General features: G+C 68.0%; 1 protein-coding gene and 1 pseudogene. One reads left to right on the plus strand and one right to left on the minus strand.

What is annotated here, in order from left to right; translation table 11 throughout:
* On the plus strand, positions 1-477 hold a 477-nt coding region (locus tag ACNFOC_RS53815; RefSeq protein ID WP_416966234.1), incomplete at its 5' end, for a cellulose binding domain-containing protein.
* 114 nt (positions 478-591) lie between these two features.
* Here the strand turns inward: ACNFOC_RS53815 and ACNFOC_RS53820 are convergent.
* Positions 592-1964: pseudogene (locus tag ACNFOC_RS53820) on the minus strand (hypothetical protein); the annotation flags it as partial.

Genomic DNA, 1964 nt, shown 5'->3' on the forward strand with positions numbered 1-1964 from the left:
GAACGGTGGGTGGTCTCCCAGGCGAACACCGCCTGGCCGTCGGCGAGTTCGGTGAGTTCGGTGAGCTGCGGGGCGAGTCAGGGCACCGCCTCGGCCACGGCGGGCAACTCACCTGACCCGACGACGAGTTCGGGCTCGGGTTCAGGGTCGGGTACGACCACGCCGGCGAGCTGCGACGTCACGTACGACCTCGTCAACCAGTGGCCCGACGGCTTCCAGGCCGCCATCACCGTCACCACCACCAAGGCCCTCGACACCTGGCGCGTCGCCTGGTCCTACCGAGACGGCCAGCAGGTCACGCAGATGTGGGACGCGAGCGTCGGCCAGGACGGCTCCCGGGTCACCGCGACCGCCGCCGACTACAACAAGAACGTCGCCGCGGACGGCAGCTTCACCTTCGGCTTCCTCGGGACGTGGAACAACAGCAAGAACTCGGCGCCGTACGGCTTCACGCTCAACGGCGCGGCCTGCAAGTAGGCCGGTCCGCCCCTGCCTCTGTCCCTGGCCCTGTCCCTGTCCTTCCGGACGGGCTGTCACCCGCCCCGGCACGTTCTCCGGGCGGGTGACGACCGTGGCCGATGAACTACGCGCTCACGAACCGGCGTTATCGCGCTTGCCGATCAAGTCCCGGTAGAGGGCCGCGCGTTCCTCGTCCGTCTTGGCCTTGGCGAGTGCGGCCTTCCAGTCCTTCTCCAGGTCCTTCAGCTTCTGCACCCAGTCGCCGAACTGCTCCAGGTCGACGTGGCGTTGGCTCGCGCCGAGAGGGGCGTTGCCGCCCGGCTTGTCGTCCTTGTGTCCGCCGAACTGGCTCACGGGGTTGTTGTTCTTCTCGCTGCTCGTGATGCCGTGCTTGTAGCCGTCGGGGGTCCTGCCCCCGGGCCCGGCGGTCTCGAGGCCGACCTGAAGTCCCCCGTCGCTGTCGTCCGTCGGGCGCTTGTACCCCATGAACATGTGTCCGTACGACTCGTTCGGGAGGATGGTGTCGCCGTGGTAGTCGGCGTTTCCCATGCCTCCCGCGGCCATGGGCAGGCCGTAGAGGTGGGTGCGGGGATCGAACCAGTTCTGGACGGTGGCCCCGAACTCGCCCTTCTCCACGAACTCGCCGCGCGTTCCGTCCGCCTGGTTGTTGTCGCCGATGTTCAGGTGATGCGTGCCGAACCCGCGCCGGTACACCGGCTTGTCGGGCGTCGACTTGGGCTCCCAGGGCCTCCGGTCCTCCTTGGTGATGTGGAGCCACTGGGGCAGCTCGTATCCGTGCTGGCCGTCGGCCAGTTGGGGAATACGGATGTTGACGCGTCCGCCGTAGGCCAGCGCGTGGGCGACGTCGTCCTTGAAGTCCTCGTGCATGCCGGTCTCCGGGTTGAAGACCTTCAGCCCCTCCTTCAGGATCAGGAAGATCTTGGTCAGCACCTCGGTGCCGCGCTCGACCCGCTCCCGGTGCTTGCCGGCGTCCGGTACGGCGTCGCTGATACCCGGAGGGACCATGGTCTTCACGAAGGTCTCGAAGATCCGGTCGTTCCGTTCCCCCGTGAGCTGGTCCTTCTCGGACTGCGGGGTGTCCTCGGCGTGCATGGCCATGTGGTGGCCGAGCTGGTAGTCCGAGCGGGTGGGCTTGTCCGGTGACTTCCCTTGGCCGCGTTCCTCGACGTTCTGGTGCCAGCGCAGGGTGGCCACGAGGAGGCGTTTGCCCTCGGGCTGCTGGAGCCAGTTGTGGAAATCGCCCGCCTGGATGTAGGCATCGGCCTCGGCGGTGGTGCAGATCCCCACGGTCTTCAGCCACTTGGGGTCCTCGGACTCCACGGCCTTGATCGCTTCCAGTTCCTGGTCCGAGAAGCTCGGGCCACCGCGCACCCGCCGGTGGATGACTTCCCGTACGTCCTTGTTCCGGATCGCCGCCTCACCGCCGACGAGCAGCCGCGCGAGCCGGGCGATGGCCGGGGGCGAGGCCGCGATCGGGGGTGAGG

Origin of the sequence: Streptomyces colwelliae, from assembly GCF_048158785.1 — a bacterium.
Classification (GTDB): Bacteria; Actinomycetota; Actinomycetes; order Streptomycetales; family Streptomycetaceae; genus Streptomyces.